The organism is Desulfobacter latus, assembly GCF_013389365.1.
GTDB lineage: Bacteria > Desulfobacterota > Desulfobacteria > Desulfobacterales > Desulfobacteraceae > Desulfobacter > Desulfobacter latus.
In genome coordinates, this window is sequence record NZ_JACADJ010000063.1 from 1 (window position 1) to 24,646 (window position 24,646).

23 protein-coding genes are annotated in these 24,646 nt (G+C 44.4%); 8 read left to right on the forward strand and 15 right to left on the reverse strand.

The features are described from left to right. On the reverse strand, window positions 1-459 hold a 459-nt coding region (locus HXW94_RS14675; RefSeq protein ID WP_178367649.1), incomplete at its 3' end, for an IS607 family transposase. 300 nt (window positions 460-759) lie between these two features. Beyond that, window positions 760-3,432, reverse strand: coding sequence for a CBS domain-containing protein (locus HXW94_RS14680; protein WP_178367650.1), 2,673 nt, complete (start codon window positions 3,430-3,432; stop codon window positions 760-762). Window positions 3,433-3,545: 113 nt separating this feature from the next. Between HXW94_RS14680 and HXW94_RS14685 the strand changes: the two genes are divergently transcribed. The 6 genes from HXW94_RS14685 (at window position 3,546) to HXW94_RS14710 (ending at window position 10,626) form a co-directional block, all read left to right on the forward strand. After that, complete coding sequence (locus HXW94_RS14685; RefSeq protein ID WP_178367651.1) at window positions 3,546-4,757, forward strand: type II secretion system F family protein; 1,212 nt, start codon at window positions 3,546-3,548, stop codon at window positions 4,755-4,757. After that, a complete protein-coding gene (locus HXW94_RS14690) occupies window positions 4,750-6,063 on the forward strand; it encodes a two-component system sensor histidine kinase NtrB (RefSeq protein WP_246294076.1) in 1,314 nt (437 codons plus the stop codon). The genes HXW94_RS14685 and HXW94_RS14690 overlap by 8 nt, the downstream gene beginning before the upstream one ends. 107 nt (window positions 6,064-6,170) lie before the next feature. Next, on the forward strand, window positions 6,171-7,871 hold the full coding sequence (locus HXW94_RS14695; protein WP_218576736.1) for a 4Fe-4S dicluster domain-containing protein: 1,701 nt from the start codon (window positions 6,171-6,173) through the stop codon (window positions 7,869-7,871). Beyond that, window positions 7,868-8,701 (forward strand): CoB--CoM heterodisulfide reductase iron-sulfur subunit B family protein, encoded by an 834-nt coding sequence (locus HXW94_RS14700; RefSeq protein WP_178367653.1) that lies wholly within the window; start codon window positions 7,868-7,870, stop codon window positions 8,699-8,701. Before HXW94_RS14695 ends, HXW94_RS14700 begins: the two co-directional genes overlap by 4 nt. 7 nt (window positions 8,702-8,708) lie before the next feature. After that, window positions 8,709-9,449 carry a 4'-phosphopantetheinyl transferase family protein gene (locus HXW94_RS14705; RefSeq protein ID WP_178367654.1) on the forward strand — a complete coding sequence of 247 codons (741 nt, stop codon included), beginning with the start codon at window positions 8,709-8,711 and terminating at the stop codon, window positions 9,447-9,449. A 202-nt stretch (window positions 9,450-9,651) separates the two neighbouring features. Then, window positions 9,652-10,626, forward strand: a complete 975-nt coding sequence (locus HXW94_RS14710; RefSeq protein ID WP_178367655.1) for a porin — start codon at window positions 9,652-9,654, stop codon at window positions 10,624-10,626. Between the two features lie 78 nt (window positions 10,627-10,704). On the opposite strand, the gene HXW94_RS14715 is transcribed toward HXW94_RS14710, so the two are convergent. Together HXW94_RS14715 and HXW94_RS14720 are read right to left on the reverse strand one after the other, a co-directional pair. Then, window positions 10,705-11,391 (reverse strand): YccT family protein, encoded by a 687-nt coding sequence (locus HXW94_RS14715; protein WP_178367656.1) that lies wholly within the window; start codon window positions 11,389-11,391, stop codon window positions 10,705-10,707. A 102-nt stretch (window positions 11,392-11,493) separates the two neighbouring features. Then, window positions 11,494-12,390, reverse strand: a complete 897-nt coding sequence (locus HXW94_RS14720) for an acyltransferase (RefSeq protein WP_178367657.1) — start codon at window positions 12,388-12,390, stop codon at window positions 11,494-11,496. 93 nt (window positions 12,391-12,483) lie between these two features. Here HXW94_RS14720 and HXW94_RS14725 point away from each other — a divergent pair, with 93 nt between their 5' ends. Then, window positions 12,484-13,038, forward strand: a complete 555-nt coding sequence (locus HXW94_RS14725; protein WP_178367658.1) for a type I restriction enzyme HsdR N-terminal domain-containing protein — start codon at window positions 12,484-12,486, stop codon at window positions 13,036-13,038. A 30-nt stretch (window positions 13,039-13,068) separates the two neighbouring features. On the opposite strand, the gene pdxA is transcribed toward HXW94_RS14725, so the two are convergent. Beyond that, window positions 13,069-14,094: a 4-hydroxythreonine-4-phosphate dehydrogenase PdxA gene (pdxA, locus tag HXW94_RS14730; RefSeq protein ID WP_178367659.1), complete on the reverse strand. Its 1,026-nt coding sequence runs from the start codon at window positions 14,092-14,094 to the stop codon at window positions 13,069-13,071. A gap of 524 nt (window positions 14,095-14,618) precedes the next feature. Between pdxA and dnaA the strand changes: the two genes are divergently transcribed. Then, a complete protein-coding gene (dnaA, locus tag HXW94_RS14735; RefSeq protein WP_178367660.1) occupies window positions 14,619-16,025 on the forward strand; it encodes a chromosomal replication initiator protein DnaA in 1,407 nt (468 codons plus the stop codon). A gap of 14 nt (window positions 16,026-16,039) precedes the next feature. On the opposite strand, the gene HXW94_RS14740 is transcribed toward dnaA, so the two are convergent. The 10 genes from HXW94_RS14740 to HXW94_RS19285 all read right to left on the reverse strand — a co-directional run bounded on the left by HXW94_RS14740 (window position 16,040) and on the right by HXW94_RS19285 (window position 24,513). Then, a complete protein-coding gene (locus tag HXW94_RS14740; RefSeq protein WP_178367661.1) occupies window positions 16,040-16,264 on the reverse strand; it encodes a hypothetical protein in 225 nt (74 codons plus the stop codon). A 53-nt stretch (window positions 16,265-16,317) separates the two neighbouring features. Beyond that, window positions 16,318-17,934: a GTPase HflX gene (gene hflX, locus HXW94_RS14745; RefSeq protein ID WP_178367662.1), complete on the reverse strand. Its 1,617-nt coding sequence runs from the start codon at window positions 17,932-17,934 to the stop codon at window positions 16,318-16,320. Beyond that, a complete protein-coding gene (gene dnaB / locus HXW94_RS14750) occupies window positions 17,931-19,310 on the reverse strand; it encodes a replicative DNA helicase (protein WP_178367663.1) in 1,380 nt (459 codons plus the stop codon). Before dnaB ends, hflX begins: the two co-directional genes overlap by 4 nt. 64 nt (window positions 19,311-19,374) lie before the next feature. Further along, complete coding sequence (gene rplI / locus HXW94_RS14755) at window positions 19,375-19,833, reverse strand: 50S ribosomal protein L9 (RefSeq protein ID WP_178367664.1); 459 nt, start codon at window positions 19,831-19,833, stop codon at window positions 19,375-19,377. 45 nt (window positions 19,834-19,878) lie between these two features. Further along, the gene (locus HXW94_RS14760) at window positions 19,879-20,811 is read right to left on the reverse strand and encodes a DUF2232 domain-containing protein (protein ID WP_178367665.1); all 933 of its coding nucleotides are present in this window, start codon (window positions 20,809-20,811) and stop codon (window positions 19,879-19,881) included. A gap of 49 nt (window positions 20,812-20,860) precedes the next feature. Next, window positions 20,861-21,118: a 30S ribosomal protein S18 gene (gene rpsR, locus HXW94_RS14765; protein ID WP_178367666.1), complete on the reverse strand. Its 258-nt coding sequence runs from the start codon at window positions 21,116-21,118 to the stop codon at window positions 20,861-20,863. A 23-nt stretch (window positions 21,119-21,141) separates the two neighbouring features. Further along, complete coding sequence (rpsF, locus tag HXW94_RS14770) at window positions 21,142-21,627, reverse strand: 30S ribosomal protein S6 (protein ID WP_178367667.1); 486 nt, start codon at window positions 21,625-21,627, stop codon at window positions 21,142-21,144. A 152-nt stretch (window positions 21,628-21,779) separates the two neighbouring features. Beyond that, window positions 21,780-22,961, reverse strand: coding sequence for a CNNM domain-containing protein (locus HXW94_RS14775; protein ID WP_178367668.1), 1,182 nt, complete (start codon window positions 22,959-22,961; stop codon window positions 21,780-21,782). Window positions 22,962-23,247: 286 nt separating this feature from the next. After that, complete coding sequence (locus HXW94_RS14780; protein ID WP_178367669.1) at window positions 23,248-24,159, reverse strand: hypothetical protein; 912 nt, start codon at window positions 24,157-24,159, stop codon at window positions 23,248-23,250. Between the two features lie 195 nt (window positions 24,160-24,354). Beyond that, window positions 24,355-24,513: a DUF2442 domain-containing protein gene (locus HXW94_RS19285; RefSeq protein ID WP_218576737.1), complete on the reverse strand. Its 159-nt coding sequence runs from the start codon at window positions 24,511-24,513 to the stop codon at window positions 24,355-24,357. Window positions 24,514-24,646: the final 133 nt, after the last annotated feature.

The following is a 24,646-nucleotide window of genomic DNA, read 5'->3' on the forward strand; positions in this document are numbered from 1 at the left end:
ATCTTCTTTATCGTTTAGAGTCTGATTTAAAACGACTAATTCACATCCGATATGGTTACATAAAATTTCGATATAATTAACACCGAAACGCGCTAACCTGTCTTTGTGTTCTACTACTAATTTCGTAGCTCGGCCTTTAGCCAGGACATCTTCAAGTTTTTTACGCTTATCGTTTAGACCTGAACCGATTTCTTTGACATTGAGATGTGTTTGCCAACCTTTAGCGTTGCAGAAGTCGATTAGGCGCTGCGATTGGCTTTCAAGACTGGATTTATTTACAGAGGAACTTACTCTGGCATAGGTAACGACAAATTCGGTTTTGGGGATTTGTTTTTCGTCCGGCACAATAATAGTACCAGATGCGAGTTTATACGCATTGGGGATTTTACCTGTTCTAAAATGTTCCCATGCAGTCCGATAAGCTATGCCCTGTTTTTTTGCCCAGACACTTAATTTCATAAGTATATGTTAAACACATTTCAATCTATTGTCAACTATTTTATGCTATATTTTATATGAAACTTTATAATACCAAGCAACGGCAAAAATCGCCAACCTCATTTTTTTGTCCCCTTTTCTCTCACTTGTTTTCATCCATGTTCTGGTGGGAGAAGATATCAGACGATCTTCCTTTGTTGGGCTTGTGCTGATTGTCGGCGGCCTGGTTATCCAGAACAGGGGGAAATAGTGTCCTGTATTGGGTGCTGGGTGCTGGGTACTGGGTTATGGGTTCTGGGTGGTAATGATTTAAATATCCGGTCAAATCAACTTATTTTCAAAGGCATACTCTTTTGCAAATTTAATTTCTTCTTCCATGGTATTCAATTTACCATCTAGCTTTTCGTCAATGATTTTATTGAGAATCGTGCTGTAAACCGGTCCCGGTGTTATACCCAGGGATTTAAGATCTTTACCTCCGATCAACGGTTGGGTCTTTCGCTGGTGTGTATAAAAATGGGAGATGGCTTTGCGCACCGATTCTTTTTTAGTCAATGCCAGCATAAACAAAAGGCATTCGGTTTTAAAATGGATCAGCCACCGGTACATCTGCTGATTTGAGACGGGGTGTTTTTTTTCAATAAGCCGGATTTGTTGTGCGGCCTTAATACGCTGCTCAAGCAGCAATTCTTTCTCCTTTATGGGGAACATCAGCCTGTCCGCGATCTGGGTACTCACCGTAAACGAGTATCCGTGAAGCCAGGCCATGAAATAAACCGACCATCTTGGATAAACATCATCTGAATACAACAGGTCATGCCATGCCAGGGTTTTACCTACGGACCTAAACAAAGCGCAGGTGGTATCGGTTAATTTCAGGTCATGATGAATCACTTTGTCTATACCGTAATCCGCCATGGTCTGCACTGCAGGCAAGGGATTGTCTTCTGAAAAAATTTGTTTGAGTTCCGAAAGCACCCGCAATCCGCTTAAATGTTTAACCGCACCGACATTTAAGGCGTTTTTGATAAGATTGGCAGTCACTTTTCCAATCCTGAACCCGAACCGGTTGGAGAATTTGATGGCCCTGAAAATCCGGGTGGGGTCTTCAATAAAGCTCAGGTTATGAATAATCCGTATAATTTTATCCTTAATATCCCTGACACCGCCAAAATAGTCAATGAGCGTGCCAAAGCTTTCCGCGTTCAAGGAAATGGCCAGGGTGTTGATGGTAAAATCCCTTCTGGCAAGGTCCATCTTGATGGAAGAGTTTTCCACCACGGGCAGTGCCGCGGGGGTTGCATAATATTCGAGCCGGGCTGAGGCCACGTCAACCTTAAATCCGTCCTCAAAAATGATGACGGCTGTGTTGAATTTGCGGTGTTGGTGGAATCTGCAATGATGTATTGAAGAAAAATAACGGGCAAAAACAATGCCGTCTCCCTCCACCACCACATCCACATCTTCAATGGGGCGTTCGAGCATCAGGTCCCGGACAAAACCACCCACCACAAAAATTTCCATACCAAGCGTGTCTCCGGCATTGCCAATGTCGGAAAGCAATGTGCGTATACGCGTGTTCAAACGGCTCTTCAGGAGATTGCCGACATATTTTGTCCGGGGTTTCAGGTCAGAGATATCTGTTTTTTCACTTTGGACAACCTCCCGGTTATGTTCCACCAGAAAATTTAAAAGGTCGGTACGTGTGATAACCCCGGAAATAATCCGATTCTCCATTACCGGAACGACCCGCTGTTTTAAATCAATAATTTTTTGTTCAATGCCAGCCAGGTCACAGGAGAGGCTGACACTTTGGCCGCCAGGTTCAAAATAATCAATAACAGGCTGATCCCCAAGTTTATGATGTACTGTTTTTTGGGCGACATGGCGGGTGATATACCCTAAGTATTCAAGTGTTTGTGAATCAAGAACCAGCAGGGTATTAATATTGTACCGGATCATCTTTTGCGCCGCCTCCAGGCACGATTGATCCGTGGTGATGGTGATGGCCGGGCTGGACATTAGTTTTTTTGCCACACGTACGTGTCTGATCTGTTGTTCGATAAGCTTTATCAAACGGGTTTCAACCTGGGGAAGAGTCTGGTTTTCCACTTTGGCAGATGCCGCATAAGAATGGCCTCCCCCTCCAAGAGACCCCAGTATCTTACCCACATCCATCTCATGCAGACGGTTTCTGGCAATGACATATACCTTGGCCCCCATGAGTACCAGAGCAAAAAAACAATCCAGATTTTCCATTCTGACAATCTTCTGTACAATGGAGGCAAGGTCCGGAATATAATAGGATGCTGCAATGGCGGATAGATGGACCTGGATGCCGTTAACGGCAATGGTTGTCATTTCATTGATCAATTCATTCAGCCAGGTAACCTGTTCGGTTTTCATCTCTTTGACCACCAGGCTTGAAATGGTGGACAGGCATGCGCCACATGAGATCAGAAAGCCTGCCTGTTCGAAATCCGCCCGGGTGGTAGAGGTATAGGTAAAGTTGCCGGTATCCTCGTAAATGCCAAGTGCCATTACCGTGGCTTCATCACTATTGATGCTGATTTTTTTTTCACGCAAAAGTTCACACATGATGGTGGTGGTGGCGCCATAGGGTTTTGACAGGTTATAGGTGCCCTTAATTTCGTCTGGAAAAGAGGGATGGTGATCGTAAATGTCAATGATCAGATCCGGTTTTTCCAGGAGCGGCTTAACACCGGACAAGCGGCTTTTCTGCCGGGTATCAACAATAACCAGCCGCTGGGTTTCGGAAAAGTTAATCGTATCCGGATTTGCCATATTAAACAGATATCCCATGGAGTGAATGAAAAAATCCCTTAGATTTTTTTCCTGGGAACCGGGGAAGAGAATCACACTTTCCGGGTACAATTTTTGTGCGGCAAGCATAGCCCCAATGGCATCAAAATCAGAATTTACATGGCTGGTTATGACTGTTTTGGGAGAATTTTCCTGTTTTTTTGGGGGCACTGAATAACTCCTGTTGAAATGCACTTTGCAAATTTATATAGTATATTTTTATTGAATTTACAATGTTCCGACAAACCCCAGGATTTACATCTTAAAAATATGAAGGAATGATCATGGCAGTCACTTACGAATGGAAGGGCAAGAACCCCAAAGGTAGAAAAATCAAAGGGGAGATGGAAGCTGAAACGCCGGAACAGGTGAGAACCAGCCTGGAACGTCGCAAAATAACCCCGACAAGAGTCAGGAAAAAGCCCAAAGACCTGTTTGAGAATATCTCCTTTCTTCAGCCTAAAGTAAAAGAGAGCGACGTCATCATTTTTGCACGACAGTTTTCCACCATGATTGATGCGGGTCTGCCTCTTCTGCAGTGCTTGGAGATTCTGTATTCTCAGCAGGAAAATCCCACATTTAAAAAGCAGCTTAAGCATATTAAAGAATCCGTTGAATCCGGTGAGACCTTTGCCGATGCACTGAAAAAATATCCCAAAACGTTTAACGAACTTTTTGTCAACATGATTTCCGCCGGGGAGGCCGGTGGTATTCTTGATGTCATTTTACAGCGGTTATCAGCCTATGCCGAAAAAATGGCAAAACTCAAAAAGCAGGTCAAGGGGGCCATGACATATCCGGCCATTACCCTGGCGGTAGCAGTTGTTGTGGTCGGTGTTATCCTTGTCTTTGTAATACCGGTATTTGAAAAAATGTTTGCCGACATGGGATCGGCCTTGCCTGCCCCTACCCTGCTGGTTGTGGGGCTAAGCAATTTTGTGGTGGGGCATATCGGGTGGATGATCCTGGGATTGATTGGTGCCGTTTTTCTTTTCAGACAAACATATAAATCAAAAAAGGGCCGGATTTTTCTTGATGACATGTTTCTACGTCTGCCGGTCATCGGTATTTTGATCCGAAAGGTGGCTGTGGCAAAATTTACCCGCACCACAGCGACCATGATTTCATCCGGGGTATCTATTCTTGAGGCCCTGGATATTGTGGGTAAAACCGCTGGTAATAAAATTGTTGAATTTGCCATATCAGATGTCAAGGTCGGCATTTCCGAAGGCCGGTCCATGGCAGATCCTTTGCTGGAAAGCGGGGTGTTTCCATCCATGGTCTGCTCAATGATCGCCGTGGGTGAATCCACAGGTGCCCTGGATGTCATGATGACCAAAATAGCGGATTTTTATGATGATGAAGTGGACCAGGCCGTAAAAAATCTGACGGATATGATCGAGCCGTTCATGCTTGTATTTTTAGGTGTTGTGGTCGGCGGTCTTGTTATTGCCATGTACCTGCCGATTTTTTCAATGGCCGGCGCAGTTGGATAGCCCTGATTTTTTATTCCGGCGCACCCGGGAACTGTATATTCAGATCAAGTGGCTTGTTCTGGCCCGGGCTGTATTTGCCCTGGTACTGATATTTTCCACCCTGTTTTTTTCCGATACCGACCTGACCGGGCAAAGGGACCAATCCTTTCTGTCCCTTTACAAGATTTCCGGCACCATCCTTGGTCTGTCTCTAATTTATTTTGCCTGGCTTTGCCAAAAGAAATATCTGCATATCCTTGCCTATACCCAGGTTGTTATTGATACGTTTATCGTCACGGCCATTGTTTTTGTCACCGGGTGTTACCATAGTATTTTTACATTTTTATATCTTTTGGTGATCATTTATGCTGCCATGCTGCTGTTTGCCCAGGGCAGTTTTTCCGTGGCGTTGGCATCAAGTTTTCAATATGGTTTTCTTATTCAGTTTGAGTATCTTAAAATCATTACCCCTTTGTCGGAAAACCAGGCCCTTGCCCTGGTGGTGGATCAGCAACAGATCCTGTACCGGGTTGTGATTACCATTTCAGCTTTTTTTGCCACAGCAGCATTAAGCGGTATTCTCTCTTTACAGCTTAAAACAGCTAAAAAAGATCTTAAAATTGCCCAGGAACATTTAAAGCGTGTGGAAAAAATGGCGGCTGTGGATGAAATTGTATCAGGCATTGCCCATGAGATTAAAAACCCTCTGGCCTCCTTGTCAGGCTCCATACAAATGTTAAGAGAAGACATGACACCAACAGGGGAAAATGACAAACTGATGCAGATTATTTTAAGGGAAACCGATCGCCTCAGACAGATCGTGACCGATATTCGACTGATTTCAAAACCGGGCCGGACCAATGCCGAATTGATTGATTTTTCCAAGGCAATTGATGATGTAAAAACCCTGTTCGACAATACACCGGACTGGCATGACAGAATCAATATTGTTACCCGGCTTGAAAGGGATCTGTATGTGTTCATGGATACGGTGCATCTGCAGCAGATTTTATGGAATCTGATTAAAAACGCAGCTGAATCCATTGAAGGGAAAGGCAAAATTACAATTTCATTGTATTCGCCCAGACACAAACGCATTTATCTGACCATTCAGGATACCGGTTTGGGCATTGACAAAAAAAAGGCCCCCCATATTTTTGATCCGTTTTTCACCACTAAAAGTGATGGGACGGGACTTGGACTTTCAATTATTCACCGGATTGTTGACACCTATGACGGCATGATTGATTTTGAATCCATTCCCGGGAAAGGTACCGTTTTTACACTGATTTTTCAAAACCCGCATTCCAGTTCAAGCATGCCCTGATATATTGTAATTTCGGTGGCTGACTGTATATTTTAGAATTCCTATAAAAAATAGGTTTGACATATCGGATTAATTACAATAAAAAAAAACTTTTTTGGTTTTGCATTTTGACAATTTTAGATTGGATTGGAACAGTGCTTTATACCTGGAGTCTTTTTATTGCGTCGACAGTATTCCTCATCGGAATCATTTACAGGATCATTGGATTTTTCCGGCTGAACATCGGACCGGACCGGGCCGAATTTACCACAGCAGACCGAGTAAAGGCTTTTTTATTGGGCCTCTTGGACATACTGATTTCACCTGTCCGGATGTTTCATCTTTTTAAGACGATTATTCTGGATGTTGTGCTTCAATTGCCGCTGATGCGTCAGGATTCCCTGAAGTGGTTTATGCACATCTGTATCTACTGGGGATTTTTTGGGTTATTGTTTTTCCATGCCCTTGAAGGCTATGTCAGTGAAGTGATTTTCTCAAATTACATGTCCACCCTGAATCCATTCATGGCCCTTCGGAATATGGCCGGGGTCATGGTGATGGGCGGCATAGCCATTGCTATATATCGCAGGAAAACTCATTTTCGTTTGAAACAGATCAGCAAGCGCCCCGATTACCTGGCAATCGTCCTGATTGCAGTTATCATGATATCCGGTTTTGGTTTGGAAGCCGCTAAAATCATCTCTTCCGGTGTGTTTGATGAGATGGTGGCGGAATACGGCTTCATGGATTATGATGAGGAACTCCCGGCACTTAAAGCCGTATGGCAGGAAGAATTTAATGTCTATTTCCCCGGGGAACCCATCCCGGTCACCCCGGAACTTATGGAACTTGGATGGATGGTCAATGAAGACAATTGTGCGGCCTGCCATGCCAACCCAAGATGGGCCTTTGTATCCTATCCTGTCTCCATTGCCATGAAACCTGTTGCCGGTTTTTTCAACAGAAACCGTCTGGATCTATTATTACTGAACATCCATTTTTTAAGCTGTTTTTTCGCTTTGGCCTATCTGCCTTTCAGTAAATTCCGGCATATTCTGACAACCCCGATAAGCCTTATTGTTTCGGGGCTTGCAGGACAACAAATAAAACGCAATGAGAACAAGGCCACCCGCCGGGTCTTTGACCTTTCCGCCTGCATCCAGTGCGGCACCTGCACCAGCCATTGTGCCGTGGGCCCTTTATATGAAATTTTTGACAACCCATGGGTGTTTCCCTCGGAACGTGTAATCCGCATCCGGGAGTCGGCATGGGGCCGGCCAATGGATAAGGAATCAAGGGATGCCTTTTCCCAGGGCAGTTTTCTTTGCACCATGTGCAACAAATGTTCCCAGGTCTGTAGTGCCGGAATGAACCTGCAGGATATCTGGAAGGAAACCAGAGACCAATTGGCGGAGGAATTTCTTCCGGATCCCGTTATCCGGATAAGGGAACTTTGCAGAAAAAAGCAGTCTCAAAAAGTTGGATCCAAAGCCCCAGTGGTACTCAAGGCCGGTAAAAACCCGGTGGTTGAGTCCTTGAAAAAATCCCTCCAGGCAGGTGCATTTTCACAATGCTATACCTGTCTGACCTGTACCAGTACATGTCCGGTAGTCGGTATTACAGACGAAATACGGGAATTCGGATCAGCACCTCATCAGGTTATCCATGCCCTTATTCTGGGGCAAACCGATATTGCAAAGGATGCCTCCATTATCTGGAACTGCCTGACCTGTTATAAATGCCAGGAAAATTGTCCCCAGGGCGTCAGGATTACGGATATTTTTTATCAACTTAGAAATATGGTACATCAACAGGAATTTGGAATATGAAATACGCGCTATTTTCAGGATGCAGAACCGGATTTGACATTCCTCAGCACGCCAAGTCGGCCAAAGCGGTTTTATCCAGGCTCAATGTTAAGGTGGAAGAACTTGAGTTTGGCTGTTGCGGATACCCGGCTAAGGAAAAAAATCCGGATGCCTTTCTTTTGCTGTCCATACGGAACCTGGCCATTGCCCAGGCCCGTTACCTGCCTGTACTGACCCTGTGCAAGTGCTGTTTCGGCGCCCTTAAACAGGCAGAATATTATTTTCAAAATAATTCTGAAAAACGCGTCATGATCAACCGGATACTGGAGAAGGAAGGGCTTCACTATGGCGGGGGCGTCAAGGTTCATCATATGCTGACCCTCCTGGATCGGGAAGTGGATACGGGCATTATCCAGCGAAGCATGGCCCATCCCCTTAACGGGATAAAAGTGGCGGCAAGTTATGGCTGTCATGCGCTGCGCCCCTCAACCACCACCGGGTTCGATGAGCACCCCAATGCACCGACCATATTTGAACGGATTATTACACTGACCGGGGCAGAAACCGTAAACTGGTCCAAACGTCTGGAATGCTGCGGCAACCCCCTGTTGGACAAAAACAGCACGCTTGCCCGGGGGTTTATCCTGAATAAATATGAAACAGCAGAACAGGAAGGGGCCGATATCATCTGCACGGCGTGTAATTATTGCCACATGCAATATGAATACGGCCGGGACCTTATCCTCAAATCCGGATCAACACCCCCCATTCCCGCCATACTTCTTACTCAATTGCTGGGCCGGGCCATGGGGCTTGAAAAAGATTTGGCAGGGGAGGAAACAGCAGCCTGATATCGGCATGATAACCCCTTACTTTCCGGAGTCCGGTCAGATCCATGTGTTTTACACCCGGGCAGCCCGGATATCTGATCCCTGCCTTTTGAAACAATACAGGGCCTGTCTTGCTCCTGCTGAGCTCCGGAAGTCGGATCGCTACCTGAAACAATCAGATCGGCACCTCAGTCTGGTGTCCAGGGCCCTGGTGCGGTATTTGATCGCCGAGGTGACCCGACAGGAACCGCAATCCCTTTGTTTTTCAACCAATGAACACGGCAAACCCTTTCTTGTTGGATTCCCGAAAATTCATTTCAATCTTTCCCACAGCCATGGTGCGGCAGTCTGCGCCCTGTGCCGTAATGCTGCCGTGGGCGTGGATGTGGAGGATCTGGGTCGACACACAGATCTTTCCATTGCCGATCGATTTTTTTCTTCTTTTGAAGCAGCACTTGTTTCAAAGGCACCAGGCGCTGAAAAAAGAAAGCTGTTTTTTGATATCTGGACCCTGAAAGAGGCCTATATCAAGGCGGTTGGCAAGGGCTTAAGCATACCGTTAAACAGTTTTTCCTTTAATGCAAATGAAACTGAAATTCAAATTACGTTCAGTGATACCGGCCAGGCCGATCCCATGTGGCAGTTTTCCCAATGGCGGCCCGAGCCCGGTAAAATTGTTGCTGTTGCTGTTCGTTCAGCGTCGCCTGTTGTTTTTAAACACTTTTGGTGTGTTCCGTTTGTGGGCATAAGCCCTAATCCATGTCCCTAAAACACAAATCTAATCAAATCTTAAAGATAATCTATCCAAAATTTTACATAAAACTAAACAAAACTTAACGATTTTTTGTTTTATTTCCTGGTGTGCCAATAGTGCATTGGTACAAAAAGGAATACTGCCTTTGGCAGTTTTATTAATTTGCACAGGTAAAATTAAAAGAAGTACCTGTGACGTAAATTTTGGAGAAAAAAAGATGAAAAAATTGGTAATTGGTGTGGTTCTGGCAGCATTTCTTGCTGTGGCAGGTTCTGCGCAAGCGGCAACAGTTTTTAAAAAGGACAACTTTACTTACAAAATTGGAGGGGATTGGCAAATTCAGTTCCGCAAAGAGATCGGCGACGATGAGGATTTTGATGTGGAATATGATGACCTTGAGATTAAGAACTATGCCGCCTATAAAATCAATGACAACCTGACCGCATTTGGTGAATTGGATTTTGGGTTTAAAAATGCTGCTGACAAGTCTGACGAAGACGATGGACCGCATCTGGAAGAAGCCTACCTCGGCATTAAATTCAATGATTTTAAATTAATGGTGGGTGAGACCACCTCCGCAGGCGACGAATTCGGTGTTCAGGGAACCAAGGAAACCGTTGTTGCCGACGACTGCTTTGATGAATATGGTGCCGTCGATGGCGATGACTTGATCAAAATTGAGACCGAATTTGCAGATATGGTTACTGTCGTGGCGGCCTATGAACTCGAGGCGGACAGTGAAAAAAGTCATGATAACGGTGAGTTCTTTGATATTTTTGTGGCGTTGGATATTGAAAATTTTTCTGCGGGTGTCGCTTTCCAGAATATGGAACCTTATGGTTCAGACGAAGATTATAACATCTGGGGTATTCAGGCTGGTTATGACGCAGGATTTGCCTCCTTTGGGGTAGACTACAGTGCAACAGATGCAGAGGATGTTTTCGGTGAAGATGGAGATGTCGGCATTTTTAATGTTGCCGTTGCCGTTCCCGTTGAAGCAGTTACCTTTGGTGCCGGTTATGTTCTGGAAACCTTTGACGACGACGACGTTGATGATATAAACGGCTGGTATTTTAATGCAATCTATAAGTTCCCCGCCGCCAAAAATGTCAGACTTTTTGCTGAAATCGGTGATACTGACGAAGATGATTCCGAGATCGGATATTTGGTCGGTATGCGGATTAAATTCTAGATGAAGTTTTAAAGATTAGAAAAAGTTGGTTTTATTTTGGGCCCTTTCTGTTTGGAAAGGGCCCTTATTGTTCCTGGTTTATTTTTTGTTGATCCGCTGTTTAAAGCGTGCCTTGGTTTCCTCATCCGCCTGCTGGTACCAGTATTCCAGCATATCTTCGGCCATGTCGGTTTTGCCCTGGGGCTGGGATCGATGCTTCGGGCTTACGGCGGGTACCGGTACAGTGTTTGGAACGTAATCTCCGGATACAGTAGATAACGTATTAAGCGCTGCTGGAGAATCGGTTTTATTGAAGGCTTCAAGTTCTGTTTCGTAATTTCTAAAAATCTGAAACCCATCTATTTTCAGCCGAGCAATTTGGATATCAAGCTCCCTGCCGGCCGAATCAAGTATGCGGATGTCCGGTTTTTTGTTCCATTTTTCCAGCTCAAGCAGACGTTTGATCCGGGGAATGACCATTCTTAACGCTTGGTTTGAAGCGTTGAATCGAATCACAAAGGCATCCGAGTTTTCAAAATCGGCATCTTCATCTGCATGTTTCCGGCTTAGCTCGCCCTGAAACTGGATTACGATCTGATTGTCTCCATCAGGCAGAGCAATTTTTTTATTAATTTTTGTGTTTTTGCCGTTTTCAGCGACAATGGCTATTTTTTCCGGAAGATTCATCGTGACATCCGCCCATGCCGGCGGACCGGATGTACATATAAAACAGGATGTCCCGCCTATAATACAATATCTTATCAATTTTTTTGCAATTTTCCTCATTGGTGTATGTCCTCTTTTTTAAGGTTAATACTCGATGATCGAGTAACAGGGATTAAACTTTTAGTTTAACTATTGTGATGTTCGTAATATATGAGAATTAAGTTACAAACTGGTTAGAAGCAGTTCATTCAGTTTTTTGTCCTTTTCCTGCCAGATTTGATTAAGCCAGTCACGGAATTGTTGTTTATATCCATCATTATTAAAATAATCACCGATCATCTGTTCTCCCACAGGGAATACATCCACGTCTACAATGATTTTTTGGGTGTTGCCTGAAATGTAATCCCAGAAGGTCGGCACCCCGCCCGGATAGGCAATGGTGACATTAACAATATTGTGGAGGTATTCGCCCATGGAGTCCAGCACAAAGGCAATACCGCCGGCCCTGGGTAAAAGAAGCCAATCAAAGGGTGAGTTTTGGTGTTCATGTTTTTCCGGGGTAAACCGGGTGCCCTCCACAAAATTCATCACCGACACCGGGGTCTGCTTGAATTTTTCACACGCCTTGTGGGTACGTTCAAGATCCTTTCCCTTCAGGTGGGGATTGGCTTCCAGAAATTTTTTTGAATACCGTTTCATAAATGGAAAATCCAGCGCCCACCAGGCAAGCCCCAGAAAAGGAACCCAGATCAATTCTTTTTTCAAGAAAAACTTCAGCATGGGGATTTTGCGGTTAAATATTTTTTGCAATACCAGGATGTCTACCCAAGACTGGTGATTGGATATAACAAGATACCAGCCCTTTTTTTTCAGCCGGCTTAATCCGTTTACCTGCCAGTCTATCCTGTTGAACAGGTCGGAATTCATGCCGTTGATGCTGATCCACAGGGTTGCAATGCCAATAAGTATTTTGTCCAGTAATACAACGCCCTTTTTAAACGGTATCACAAATTTTAACATGGCGGTTAAAACCAGAGGCACACTCAAACAAAGCGTATTTATTAAATATCCAATAAATGAAAGCACTCCCTTGATCGGGGAGGGAAGAAAATCCAGCATACGGATACCCCCTTTTTTATAAAATTTTTATGGCATAAATAATGTTTTTCTGCATATAAGGTCAATAACTTAATTAAAATTAAAGGGGACGTTATGAGTGAAAATTCCCATCATCTGATTCTAGGTGAACTTGTTGATTTTTTAAGTGGCAAAACCATTCCGGACACCCATGATGAAAGGTACCGCCAGCAAATTGCCCGGCATCTCATGACCGATCTGGGATTTGATAAATCAGATATTGAGGCAGGGCGGGAGATAACCATCAACACCACTGGGCGCAGTGCGGTTGTAAAGGCTGATTTTATCGTTTACCGCAATCAACGTGCTGTCATGATGATCAATTATGCCCCGGGCTCCCTTGTGACCCGGCGTCTGCCGACCCTGGCATTGTCCCGGCTGATTTTTGATTACCAGATCCCTTTTGTGGTGATCACCAATGGCCAGGATGCTGAACTGATTTCAGGAAAAACCGGAAAGGTGGAAGGGGAAGGGCTCTCTGCCATTCCCGGGCCTGATCATCCGTTTATACAATCTTTACCTGATTGTGAAATGGTATCCGCCAAACGGCGCAGTCAGGCGGAAAAAATCGCTTTTGCCTGCTTGGTGGACGGATCCTGTATGGTGGAGAACGCTTGTGACGCATGTTAAATAGATCCATCAAGCACATAAAAGACTTGATCATCTGCCATTGCGATTGCCATACTTTTTTTGATTCACCGCCTGGGCCGCCGCCATTTTAATGGCCTCTTTCATGCTTGTGGGATCTGCTTTCCCGGTCCAGGCAATGTCATAGGCGGTACCATGATCCACGGATGTGCGTATAATGGGAAGCCCGATGGTGGTGTTTACGCCGTCCCTGAAATGTACGAGCTTGAACGGAATCAGCCCCTGGTCGTGGTACATGCAGATGACGGCGTCAAAGCGCCCTTCAAGCGCATTAAAAAAAACGGTATCCGGGGGTAAAGGATCTGTGATGTGTACCCCTTGTTCCCGGGCCTTGATTACTGCCGGTAAAATGATATCCGTTTCCTCGTTACCGAACATGCCCTGTTCGCCTGCATGGGGATTCAAGCCTGCCACGGCAAGCCTGGGACGGACAATGCCGAATCTTGTGATCAGGGTGTCCCGGGTCAGGTTGATGATTCTTGCTATTTCCCGGCTGCTTAGTTGTTCCGGCACCTGGGATAAGGGGATATGAATGGTCGTTAAAACCACTTTCAGGCGCGGTCCCGCCATCATCATGGCAAAATTGGCGGTGCCGGTTTTATGTGCAATCAACTCGGTATGACCATGAAAGGAAGACCCGGCCAGTTTCAGACCTGTTTTGGTAATGGGGGCTGTGACCAAGGCATCAATGGCGCCGGACAGCGCAAGATCCACCCCGGTATTGATATAAGTTTCCATGGCGTTTCCGGTCTCCGGGGTGGGATGCCCAAGCTTAGTAACATCCGGGTTCAGATTGGAAAGCCGGAGTACAAACCCCTTGGAAAAATTAGAAAAGTCGCAATTTAAATCGTCTGTTGCCACTAATTCTGAAAGGACTTGCGAATCAATATCAGCTTTCTTAAGAATTTCTAAATCACCTAAAACAACAGGGGTGCAAATATTTGTAATTTCAGGGTCAGCAAGGCTTTTGACCACTATTTCAGGGCCGATACCTGAAGGATCTCCCATGGTTATGCCAAGAACAGGCCGGTCTGTCATAATTATACGTTGCCCTTATTTATATGTTAAATTCAAAATATACTATTGACTCAACAAGGTGTAAATAGTTGATGATCAAGAAATACAATTTAAGGGCGTATTTGTGAAACCCTTATAAGTTTTAGGGTTGATCATTTTTTTTGATTTTTGTTTAATTTAGAGAAATTCAAAGGAAATCGTTAAAAATCGAAGGAAAAAAAATATGTATTCTTTATGAATAATTCATTTTTTAGAAAATATCTTTAGAAAATAGGGATTTGTCGAACCCATTGTAATTAGAACGAATTTTATTTGTTTCACGAAAAATATACAATAAAAACAGGTTTTTGAAAAAATATACCAAACATTTTTCTAACGGAGACCTAACCATCTTTATTTCATTTGACCAATAAATCAAATTCGCATAAAAAGTAGCTCAACATACTACATTCACTATAACCACTGTTAATGTCAAACTCCTTGAGCCGCTTTGCTTTGTATTAGCGGCTTTACTTTGTATTGTTTGGAAGGCTGTATAATTTTTAATGGATTCGTTGTTAAAAGAAGTCAAATTACATATTAAAGAATTAGTTCCAGACCATTGTTACCGCATGTGGATTGAACCGGTGATGTTGTCCGCTTATGATGCTGAAACTATTGTCCTGTCTGTTCCCAATGACTTCTATGTCAAACGGCTCAAAGAAAATTATCTGGGGTATTTCGAAGAAGGGTTTCTGCGTTTAGGCCAAAAAGTCCGCATTGAATTCAAGGTAGGCCCCAAAAAAATAAAATCCGGGCAAATAAATTCGGATCCGGGCCGGACTCAAAAAAGCCGAACACAAAAAACAACCGGAGTGTTGCCTTCGGCACTCGGTGTTCCATCGAAATTTCATCCACAACTGCCCGGTATGACACCCGATAATTGCGGGCGTATGCTTAAAAAAAACTTTACATTTGATGATTTTGTTGTCGGGGACAATTCCAGTTTTGCATATACAGCCTCTTTGTATCTGGCCCAGGGGAAGCTTAACGGGACCGGCGTGCTTTTTCTTCTGGGCAAGACAGGTCTTGGCAAAAGCCATCTGTCCCAGGCCGTGGGCCATCATATGCTGACCCACGACGGGGGGCAGCAGGTTTTTTATGTCACGGCTGAAGATTTTACCAATGAAATGATTTATGCCTTGAGAAATAATAGTATTGACCGGTTTAAGGAAAAATACCGTCTTAAATGTGATGTGCTGATCCTGGAAGATGTCCATTTTCTGACCGGAAAGTCCGCCACCCAGAAAGAGCTTGCCATGACCCTGGACTATCTGATTGATGCGGATAAGAAAATTATTTTTTCAGGCTGCGAACGGCCTGACGAGATTCCCAAATTAAATGAAAATCTGAAATCCAGGCTGAATATGGGGGTCGTTACGGAGATCAAGGCCCCCGATTTCGGCACCCGGGTAAAGATTTTAAATAAGAAATCCAAGGCCATTCAGTGTGTTTTACCCACCCCTGTCACCGAATATATTGCCCAGGAAGCGTGTGATGATGTCCGCCAGCTTGAAAGTGCGCTTTTGAGCGTTGTTACCAGGGGACAGCTGATGAAACGGAACATCGACATTGAGCTTGCCAGGCATGTGCTTGAAAAGATGACCGGGACGCGAAAACACATAACCATTGACCTGATCAAAAAACTGGTCTGTGAAGCATTTGATGTTTCCGAACAGGAGCTTGAGTCTAAATCCAGAAAACACCGTATTGTCAAACCCCGCCAAGTGGCAATGTTTCTATCAAATAAATATACGGACCAGCCCATTAAGAAAATTGGTGCCAGTTTTAAACGTTACCATGCAACCGCGCTCTATTCCGTCAATGCGGTTGAAAAGGAAATAAAACAAAAAGGTCAACGTTACGAGCAGATCAGGTATCTGATCAAAAAATTGGAATCAGGTAAGTTTTAAGTAAAAAAAAACAATCAATTGGGTTTTGCGGTGTAATTATTGTAGATTAATAGTTTTTCCAGGATATCAATTTTAGGGTGACGGGACTGCATAATGCAGCATTTTATGGATATTGCGCAATAATCAAAACAGAGCCGGCAGTTTTTATCAAATTCCCCAAAGCAGTCCGGAATGTCCATTGAGTCTTCTTTAATATTAATATTTTCTTCTTCCATTAACCGGTCTAATTGTATTTCCATATGAAATTCCAAGGTAAGTGGTTTTTACTCAATGATCAAGTTTTATATTGACTTTACACCATGGCTTCAAGTTTTTCAACCAAAGGGGTAAGACTTGATTTTTTATGTGCTGAAATCAAAATTCCCTGGTTTAAAAGCCAGGGGGAATCAAAATTGTCCAAATCAACCCGGTCCATTTTATTGAATACATAAAGCATGGGGATTTTATCCAGGTTCAAAGATTTGAGCAACTGGTCCACGGTCTCTTTTTGCTGCATGTACCTGGGGTTTGAAATGTCAATAACATGGAGAATAACATCTGCCTGCTCAAGTTCCTCCAACGTGGCGTGAAATGCTTCTAAAAGCTCCTTGGGCAGGTTCTGGATAAAGCCCACGGTATCTGTAATGATAACTTCCTTATCCCGGGGGAACCTCAGCCTGCGTGAGGAGGGGTCCAGGGTGGCAAACAGCCGGTTTGCGGCGATAATGCGGCTCTGGGTCAAGGTATTGAGCAATGTTGATTTACCGGCATTGGTATACCCCACAATGGAGATGACCGGCAAGGCCCTTCTTTTTCGCCTTGCTTTTTGCTGGGTGCGCTGTTTGCGGATTTTCTTAATTTCTTTTTTCAATCGGGTGATACGCTCCCGGGCCCGACGGCGGTTCACCTCAAGCTTGGTTTCCCCGGGGCCCCTGCCGCCGATTCCACCTGTCAGCCTGGACATGGCCGTATTTTTTGTGATCAGGCGGGGCAGCATATATTCAAGCTGGGCCAGTTCCACCTGATATTTCCCTTCACTGGATTTGGCCTGCTTGGCAAAAATATCCAGTATCAGCTGGGTGCGGTCAATGACCTTCATTTCCACAAAATCAGTAATGGAGCGTATCTGGGAGGGACTCAGTTCCCGGTCAAATACAAGCATTGTGGCATAATTCTGAATGGCCTTGATAATCAGTTCAGATAATTTGCCTTTGCCCACCACAAATTTAGGGTCAATTTTTTTCCTTTGCTGGATGGCCGTGCCCACCACGTTGATCCGGCTTGTCTTGCACAATTCCTTGAGTTCATCCATTGAAATGTGTGCAGAACTGATATCCTGGGTTGCCGCATTGATCAAAAAGGCATTCTCCCGCCCGGTTTCCGGTCTGTGCCGGCGGTTGTGCCGGGAAAGTTCCGATTCAAGTTCAAGAATTTGCGCCTGGCAGTCTATATCCAGATGGTCAATGGATGTGCCGGGAAGGACGCTGTAAGGCTCTGCTTCGGGATCGGGCAGAATATGCGCGGAGTATACAGGGCCGGGCGTTCCATCGGCATTCAGGCAGATGGCCGTGATATAATCCAGGCGTAAAAGGGCAAGGTCGGTGAGATCATCCCGTGTCAAGCTCTCGTGGGAAAGATGCGTATGGATGCAGCGCAACCCCTTAAGCCGGCCCGGGCCGGGCTGGAAATCCGGTGTGACCGGAATGACGATGCGGTGGGGTTCGCCTGCAATCACACAGATGACTTTTCCGTTTCGATCCAGAAGAAGACCGACCTGGCGGCGGATGTCCCGGCTGATGCCGGCAATCTCCATGGCGGCCTCCCGGGAAAGGATATATTCCGGCGGTGATTTGACGTTGTAAAGATTTTCGATCCGGTTGATCTGGGCTTTGCTCAGCCCGTCAAGGGTGCCGTAGACAATTCGTTTCATTTAAAACCCTGATACGCTTCGGGGGCCAGTTCCTCGAACCGGGTGTACTGGCCGTTGAATACCATATGTGCGGTACCAACGCTGCCGTTCCGATTCTTGGCAACAATGATTTCCGCCGTCCCTTTTTTGGGATTGTCCGGCTCTTTATTGTAGACTTCGTCCCGGTAAATAAATGAGATAATATCCGCGTCCTGTTCAATGGCGCCTGATTCGCGCAAATCAGACATCATGGGCCGTTTGTCCGAACGCTGTTCAAGGGCACGGTTGAGCTGGGATAATGCGAGAACCGGAATCTTAAGTTCTTTGGCAAGGGATTTTAAAGCCCTTGAAATATCGGCAATCTCAAGATCCCTTCGGTCGGAATGGATGGATGATTTCATTAACTGCAGGTAATCAATGACCACCAATCCAATGTCTTTGTTTTTCTGGAACAGTTTCCTGGCTTTGGCCCGAAGGTCCATAACCGATATGGACGGCGTATCATCAATGAAAATGGGGATTTCATTGAGAATACCCGCAGCATCCGTAAAATTCTGCCAGTCTTCGGGGCTGAAGACCCCACTGCGCAACCGGTTGGCATCCACCCGGGCTTCGGATGTTAACAGCCGCATGGATAATTGTTCTTTGGACATTTCCAGGGAAAATACCGCCACGGGTTTACGGTAGTGAAACGCGACATTTCTGGCAATATTCAGGGCAAAAGCGGTTTTTCCCATGGAGGGGCGGGCAGCCAGGATAATAAGATCCGACCGCTGGAGCCCGGATGTAATTCTGTCAAGCCTTGGATATCCGGTTGAAAGTCCTGCAAGTCCGCCTTCTTTGCCCTGGAGTTCTTCTAACTGATCAATATTCAGGTTGATGAGCTCTGACAGGGGCCTAAAAGAACTGCCGGACTGACGATCGGCAATTTTCAAAACGGATGCCTGGGACTCATCAAGTATGTCTTTAAAATCGCCTTTGTCTTCAAGACAGCGCTCAATGGTTGCCGAACATGTATTGATAAGCTCACGCAGCGTGGCTTTTTCACGCACGATCCCGGCATAATGCACGGCATTGACCGCCACCGGTGCGGCATCGGATATAGCCGCAAGAAAAGCCGGTCCGCCAACCCCTTCCAGTTCATCTGTTTCATTCAGTTGATTGGCAACGGTCACAAGGTCGGCAGGTTCCTCTTTTCCGGCAAGTTCAGTAATGGCCCTGAAAATTTTTTTATGCGCCCCTTTATAAAAATCATCGGGTTTGAGGATTTCAATAATATCAAGCAAGGTGTCATTATTGATAAAGATGGCAGATAACAGTGAGGCCTCGGCATCGGTATCATGGGGTGGGGTGCGGTTAAGCAGATGATCTGATTTAACGGATTCTTTTTTTGCCATCACTGACCTTTAAAAAATGCCTGCAGGCATTTGGATTATATAGGTCTGCAGGCATTTGTCGAAACTATTTTTCCTGTTTGTCTTCTGCTGCAACCGTCACAGTGATTTCCGGCTCAACATCCTTATATAAACGGATGGGAACCTTGTATTCACCGGTCTCCTTGATCGGTTCAGCAAGCAAAATGGATCGGCGTTCAACGTCAACATTCTGCGCATCCAGCGCCTCTTTGATGTCATGGGAGGTTACAGACCCGTAAAGATGAACTTCTTCGCGGACTTTGGCCTTGATTGTGATCGCAACTTCTTTGACTTTTGCTGCCATCTCTTCGGCAATCTTCTTTTCTTTGGCAATCTGAAGTTCAAGCTTAGCCCGGGCCTGTTCCATAACCTTGCGATTGGCGGGAGTGGCAAGAACCGCTTTGCCCTGGGGCAGCAGATAATTGCGTCCATAGCCTTCCGCCACCTTGCACTCGGTACCTGCAATACCCAACGTGTCGATGGTTTCCTTTAATATTACTTTCATTGTAAACCTCCAATCCGGCCGCTGTTTTACGGTCCGGCATATATTTTATTTTCGTGATGCAGAAAGTTTCCTGAAATCAATCCAGTTGTCAAAAAAACCAAGACCAATAACAAGGATTAAAACGTACACCTGTACGGCAATAAGAAAATAACAAAATCCTTTCAGCGCCATGGGCGTGTTTTTTTGCTGAAAAAAAAAGGAGACAACTGCAATTCCTTGAAAAAAATAAACAAGCATTAAAACAATCAGGCAGTTGATGCCAAAGATTTTCACAGGATCAGAGGGAATCATCAACGCCGTTGCACATCCGATAACTGCCCAGACCAGCATCTCCGGCGCCTTATAAAGATTTAAGTGTTCAATGCTTTTAATCGTGATGCCCTTAAGTTTTAAAAGCTTTTTGATAATCAGAATGTTTAACCATAGGGTTGTCATAAAAGAAATCATGAACATGCTCGGCATGACAATCATCATGGATGATATCAGCGTCTGGATCATATCCTGATCCATTCCGATTTCAGGATAAAGCTGCCTGGCAATACTTACAGACTGATTCATGTAATCCGTCATTAGGGCGGATAATGTCCGTTCCTGGCCGATGGTGTAAACCATCAGCGCTGTAAACACAACGCCTGCCCCGATCAAAGAGGCCAGTCCCATGGTTTTTTGAATACTCATATGCCGCTCAAGACATTCTCCTAAAACCATACCGGTCGCCAGAAGCAGTCCAAAGTAAAGTGTGTCCAAAGCCACGCCTTTGGCCATGAGTACGAGTATAAAAAAGCTTACCCCGGCAATCAGCAGCCCGCTGTTTCTGCCGATTTTAAGCCGGTAAAAAAGAACCGGCAAGGGCAGAAACAGAAGAACAAATACGCCAAGCAGGGGGAATGCAAACACCACACCATAAATTAACAGACAGAAAATAATGCCTGTCAACGTTTCCCTGATAAAAACCGGGTGTGTGATGGATAACGGCATATCCCAGAAACCTGTGAAACCCTTTTTTGTTTTACTCGACTATCAAGTTTTAATTTAAGGGGCGACCCACAAATGGCAGAAGTGCAATCTGTCGGGCCTGCTTGATGGCCACTGTCAGTTTGCGCTGGTGTTTGGCACAGGTCCCTGTGATACGGCGGGGAATAATTTTGCCCCGTTCAGTAATGAACTGCTTTAGTGCTTTGGGATTTTTATAGTCAATTTCCATGGAGCTGTCCACGCAGAACCTGCAGATTTTGCGGCGCTGATAGAATCTGTTTTTTCCGCCGCCTCTATGACCTTTATACATACTTGATCTCCTTTGTACTTGAATTATTCCTTGGATTCTTCGGCAGGTTCAGATGTCGGTTCAGCTTCAGTCTCTTGTGCATCTTCTTCAGCCGTATCATTTTTTTCTTCCGTGGATGCTTCCTCTGCTTCCTGGGACGCCGCTTCTTCTTCCTGAGCTGCTTCTTCCTGGGTGGCTGCTTTGGCCTCTTCCGCTTCTTGTTTAAGAGATTCTTCAGTCACGTGTTCCGTGATAAGGATGGTCATAAACTTCATGATAAAATCACTTAAGCGGAAATTTCTTTCAAGCTCTGTGACAAGCGCTCCGGTTCCGCCGTAAGTCAGGCATACATAGTACCCGCGCAGTTTCTTTTTGATCTCATAGGACAATTTCTTTAAGCCCCATTCATCAATGTCCAGAAGAATACCTTTTTCCCTGTCAATGATACTTTTGACTCGTTCGAGCAACTCTTCACGCGCCTGATCCGACATATCCGGATCAGAAATAAATACGGTTTCGTACTTCCTCATTTTTCCTCCTTGTGGCTATAAAGCCCCGGAGCAACCTTAATATGACCCGGAGCAAGGATAAAATAGTTATGCTTATTGTCCAGCTTAAGACAAAAAACCATTTTCTATATCATTTCATATAGATGTGGTCAATCTAAATCTGATTATGGGCCTTAGATCGAAGCGTCTTTGATTCCCATTGTTTTGGCACGTTCGATCCATCGTTTTCTTGCCAGGATGCGCATATCTTCCACATAGTCTGTTTCATCAACGATCTCCATGCCGATAATGCTTTCAATCAAATCTTCCAGGGTCACCAGACCTTCGGTGCTGCCATGCTCATTTACAACAATGGTAATATGGTGGCGATTTTTTAAGGATTGTTCAAAAAGAGAGGTCATGGATATGGATTCCGGCACAACGAGTATCTCTCGTTTTAAAACGTTCAGGGGGTCTTCGGTTGAAAATAATGGATTGTCGTTTTCAAAATCTTTTGCAGATATTGATGTTTGGGTATCCTTGCTCTCTTTTTCCCCTTGATTTTGTTGGGGGACTACGTAATTTTGTGTCGAGCGGATTGATACGTCGTTTTTGAGAATAAATCCGGTAATGCAGTCCACGCTATCTGAATAAATGGGAATTCGTGAAAAGGGCTTTTGACTGATAATGGGCCATGCCTCTTTGATTTTCATATCTTCAGGCAGCGCAAAAATTACGGTTCTCGGGGTCATGATATCCGATGGCTTCAGTGATTCGAATCGAAGTAGACTTCTAATAATTATAGATTCTTTACTGTGAATTTGTCCGGTTTTTACCCCCAGGGAGGCCATGGCGATCAGCTCATCACGGCTGGAATTATTGATAATTTTTTTACGGGATATGAAGGCCGTCAGTTTTTCGGAAATCCAGACCACGGGATAGAGGATCACAATCAGGGATTGAATAAACCGCGCGGTTGGAACCTCAAGGATGGACCAGTAAACCGCGCCAATGGTTTTGGGAACGATTTCAGAAAGAAAGAGAATCATCAGTGTCATGATCGCTGAAAAGAGACCGAACCAGGCGTCACCGAACACTACGGTGGCTTTGGCGCCTGCGCCGATGGCGCCCATTGTATGGGCAATGGTGTTCAAGGTCAGAATGGCGGAAAGGGATTGATCCACTTTATCCTTTTTCAGTTTGCGTAAACGTGCCGCATGTTTTGGGTTTCGCTCCTCCAATCCTTCGATGTAAGAAGGCGTGATGCTTAACAATACCGCCTCGGCAACGGAACACAGGAACGAACACACCAGCGCAAATAGAACGTATGCGGCCAGCATTATAAGATCTTCAGGGGTATATGGGATATCAGTCACGTTCAACCTTTTGTTTGCTCTTGAATTGGGCAAGATTCTTATTTACAATCAGATAAAAAATTGCAACAGTCTCCCATCTTTAAAGAACAATAGCGTCTCATTACCGAACTGCATGCTGCCAAATGGTTTACCGCAACATTTCTTGCACCGGCATCAGCAGTCCATGCCACCGTCCGTCAGTTGGAAATTGATCCCCAAAAACTCTACTGCCCTCAACCGAAGGCATGTTGCTCAATTCATCCCCGAAGCTAAAGATTTAGGGGTTTTCTTGTTGGTTTTTATAAAACTATAAAAAGCAGAAGCTACTAATCGACATTTTGCCAAATTTAACAAGCAAATAATGATCAAGAGCACTTTCACAAATAAATTCTTTTATGACATCTTCTCTATCGTCCTCTGTTTGATCATTGAAATCGTCATAGTCTATCTCTTTTAACCTCGTTATTAAAGTTTCCTTGTTAGTCAAATTGTGCAAATCATATATAAAGCTATTAATAATTTCTTCACAATCCTCTCTCACAGTATCCCAAAATAGCCCGCAGCCGCTAAGATAGGAAGCTCTGCTATTTCCATTGTAAAGAGGATATAACTCACAAATTTTCGTAAAAACATTAAGATCAATCAAATAGTTGCTTTCGATCACACGCCCTGAGTTATCAAAGGGCGGATCAAACGAGTGGTCAAGTTGCAGCAAAGGCTTATGTTGCAATGACAATACATAATTTTTAACTTTTCTTTCTAAAAAATCAAAATTATAATAATCTACTATAAAAGCGTACTCGTCAAAAAGACAATTTTCTGGATTTCTTTCGCAGGAGAACTCTTCAAAATCAAAAGAGCCACCATAATCTATTTCAGAATCTGAAATAATATCCAAAGAAGGAAGAAGAACACTTTCCTCCGGCATAATAGCTATTTGACTTTTTACTAATTTTTTAAGCCTACTTTGAGTTTGCTTCTCTAAAAAACCTTGAAGTCTATCAAGATTACCATTTTGAGCGTTTTCTAATCTTTCTTTTACGGTTTTTCCTACTTGTTCATTGGCTATTTCTATAGCTCGATCTTCTTCTAATCCATCTTTGACTACTCTTCGAAAAACGATTTCTTCCCACAAAAGCTCGATTTGATTCTTTAGAAGATTTTTAAAAAATTCTTCTTTTCGCAAGGAAAGTTCTTTATAATTCATAAAATGCGGCAAGGAATTGCCGCCCTCCTTATAATAATTTAGTAGCCATGCACCGGACCTTAGCACGTCGTATTGTAGGAATAACCATCAGATGCATGAAGCAGCCTGCAATATGAGGAAGTTGGAATCTTCCCAAAACAACACCCTCAACAGTCAAGACTTCATCTAATTCTTCCCAACGAAGCGCATAGCCGTTAACCTCAATGCTCACCTTTTTAATTCCGCCTCTGAAGCTTCTTTAAGAATCTTAAAACGATCCGCTGGAAAGCCAGCGATACGACCATCTGTTAATTCAAGGTAAATCATTCTACCTTCAGCCCAAGCACGAATGGCGCATGGCTCATTTTCAATTTTTGTGGAATTCATTATATTTCTGTTCCTTTCTTCTTACTCATTCTTACCCATTGAGTATGAATGATGAGAAATTCCTGCTTCATAGAGTGTGCCCGAACAAACTGCTTAGGTCTCATTTCCTCTCCACAGGCTTAAAATCCCGTAG

Bases quoted from the DNA above. Each gene is read 5' to 3' on its own strand.
- HXW94_RS14685 (WP_178367651.1), top strand. From the start codon at position 3,546: ATGGCAGTCACTTACGAATGGAAGGGCAAGAACCCCAAAGGTAGAAAA.
- HXW94_RS14700 (WP_178367653.1), top strand. From the start codon at position 7,868: ATGAAATACGCGCTATTTTCAGGATGCAGAACCGGATTTGACATTCCT.
- HXW94_RS14705 (WP_178367654.1), top strand. From the start codon at position 8,709: ATGATAACCCCTTACTTTCCGGAGTCCGGTCAGATCCATGTGTTTTAC.
- HXW94_RS14710 (WP_178367655.1), top strand. From the start codon at position 9,652: ATGAAAAAATTGGTAATTGGTGTGGTTCTGGCAGCATTTCTTGCTGTG.
- HXW94_RS14715 (WP_178367656.1), bottom strand. From the start codon at position 11,391: ATGAGGAAAATTGCAAAAAAATTGATAAGATATTGTATTATAGGCGGG.
- HXW94_RS14720 (WP_178367657.1), bottom strand. From the start codon at position 12,390: ATGCTGGATTTTCTTCCCTCCCCGATCAAGGGAGTGCTTTCATTTATT.
- HXW94_RS14725 (WP_178367658.1), top strand. From the start codon at position 12,484: ATGAGTGAAAATTCCCATCATCTGATTCTAGGTGAACTTGTTGATTTT.
- pdxA (WP_178367659.1), bottom strand. From the start codon at position 14,094: ATGACAGACCGGCCTGTTCTTGGCATAACCATGGGAGATCCTTCAGGT.
- dnaA (WP_178367660.1), top strand. From the start codon at position 14,619: ATGGATTCGTTGTTAAAAGAAGTCAAATTACATATTAAAGAATTAGTT.
- HXW94_RS14740 (WP_178367661.1), bottom strand. From the start codon at position 16,264: ATGGAAATACAATTAGACCGGTTAATGGAAGAAGAAAATATTAATATT.
- hflX (WP_178367662.1), bottom strand. From the start codon at position 17,934: ATGAAACGAATTGTCTACGGCACCCTTGACGGGCTGAGCAAAGCCCAG.
- dnaB (WP_178367663.1), bottom strand. From the start codon at position 19,310: ATGGCAAAAAAAGAATCCGTTAAATCAGATCATCTGCTTAACCGCACC.
- rplI (WP_178367664.1), bottom strand. From the start codon at position 19,833: ATGAAAGTAATATTAAAGGAAACCATCGACACGTTGGGTATTGCAGGT.
- HXW94_RS14760 (WP_178367665.1), bottom strand. From the start codon at position 20,811: ATGCCGTTATCCATCACACACCCGGTTTTTATCAGGGAAACGTTGACA.
- rpsR (WP_178367666.1), bottom strand. From the start codon at position 21,118: ATGTATAAAGGTCATAGAGGCGGCGGAAAAAACAGATTCTATCAGCGC.
- rpsF (WP_178367667.1), bottom strand. From the start codon at position 21,627: ATGAGGAAGTACGAAACCGTATTTATTTCTGATCCGGATATGTCGGAT.
- HXW94_RS19285 (WP_218576737.1), bottom strand. From the start codon at position 24,513: ATGAATTCCACAAAAATTGAAAATGAGCCATGCGCCATTCGTGCTTGG.